General features: G+C 31.6%; 1 protein-coding gene. It reads right to left on the bottom strand.

Going from position 1 to position 1,422, the window contains the following annotated elements; genetic code table 11:
• The coding region (locus tag GXP75_RS21290) for a condensation domain-containing protein (RefSeq protein ID WP_242557811.1) at positions 1 to 1,422 on the bottom strand (1,422 nt) is incomplete at both ends.

The following is a 1,422-nucleotide window of genomic DNA, read 5'->3' as shown; positions in this document are numbered from 1 at the left end:
AAGTTCTGACACATAATCCCAGCTAAGCATAACTCCATCGCCTAGTTGTATAACTTGGTGATCTAAATAAACTTGAGATGTCTGACTTACGGCCATTTTCAATTCGCTTAGATTTAATAACTCATTATTAAAATCAAACATCTTTCCAAATAGCATACTTGTAAATACGACTGGCATTGTTGCACTTTTTTGATCTAAGTCATTATATTTAGCATATTCTCTAATAAATTCAACACCGTCATAGTCCCTATGTTCTAATGCTTCCATAAAAGTAAGCTGTACTTTTTTCGCTTCATCCCAGAAGCTTTTTTCCTCTGCAAAGTTTGCTTTCAACATAATTAAAGATGTGAAGTCACCTATTATATCATTAACTTGTTGATGAAGTGGTTGTCGATTAAATACCGTCGTATTTATCGCTACATTTGATTGATTACTCCATTTTGAAAGTACTTTAGCATAGGCCGTAAACAATACAATTGCAGGTGTAACATTGTGATTAGCTGCTTTTCTGCTAAATTCCTCCCACATTTGCATATTTATTATCTTTGATTTCCTTTTAAAAGTAGGATTACTTATTTTATTTAGTTTTTCTTTTAAAGGCACCGCTGGTGCTCTTGGAAAGTCTTCTAATTGGTTTATCCAATATGCCTTATCATTCCTATACTTTTCCGTATCTTTGATTTTTTTATAAGCAAGCATGTAATCTCGATAATTAATCTTCAACTGAGAAATTTTATTTTCTTTCCCACTATAAATTTGAGAAATTTCTTTAAATAGCAATTGGATACTTGCTCCGTCAGCAATTAGCATATCTATCCCAAAGAAGAGTAAGTACTTACTTTCCCCTAGGTTGAGTGCTTTAAATTCGAATAAAGGCCATGTATTTGGATCAAAAATATGGTGAGAAGTTTTTCTTCTAACTTCTAATATTTTATTTTCTCTCGCTTCCACACCCAATTTGCTTATATCTTCTACTTGAATTTTATAAGGAGGCACATGCTCTAATACTTTTTGTTTTCCGTTCGGTAAAATAACTGCCCGGAGCATACTTTGGCGATCTATGACTTTTTGCAGGCTTTTATTAAACCTCTCAATATCTAATTGTGATTCAATTTCTAAGTATGCATGAGTTGATGTACCACCTAACTCAAATTGTGTATCTCTTCCCATCAAATAAGCCATTTGCACATCAGTTAAATCGAACTCTTTATGTTCATTTTCTTTATCTACTGTAATGTTATTGTATATATTTTCTGCATTCACTGCTCTTTCATGAACATCAATGAATGGAGCTAATTTTTCAATTGTACTATTTGAGATAAAGCTTTTAAAATCTAATTTGGCATTGAATTGATCTTCAATAACTGAAATTAAATTAATAATTAATATAGAGTTACCACCTAATTCAAAGAAGTTATCATC

The organism is Bacillus sp. HU-1818 (assembly GCF_022695965.1).
GTDB lineage: Bacteria > Bacillota > Bacilli > Bacillales > Bacillaceae > Bacillus > Bacillus atrophaeus.
Note: the sequence above shows the minus strand (reverse complement) of the source record. Positions and strands in the feature narration are given on the sequence as shown.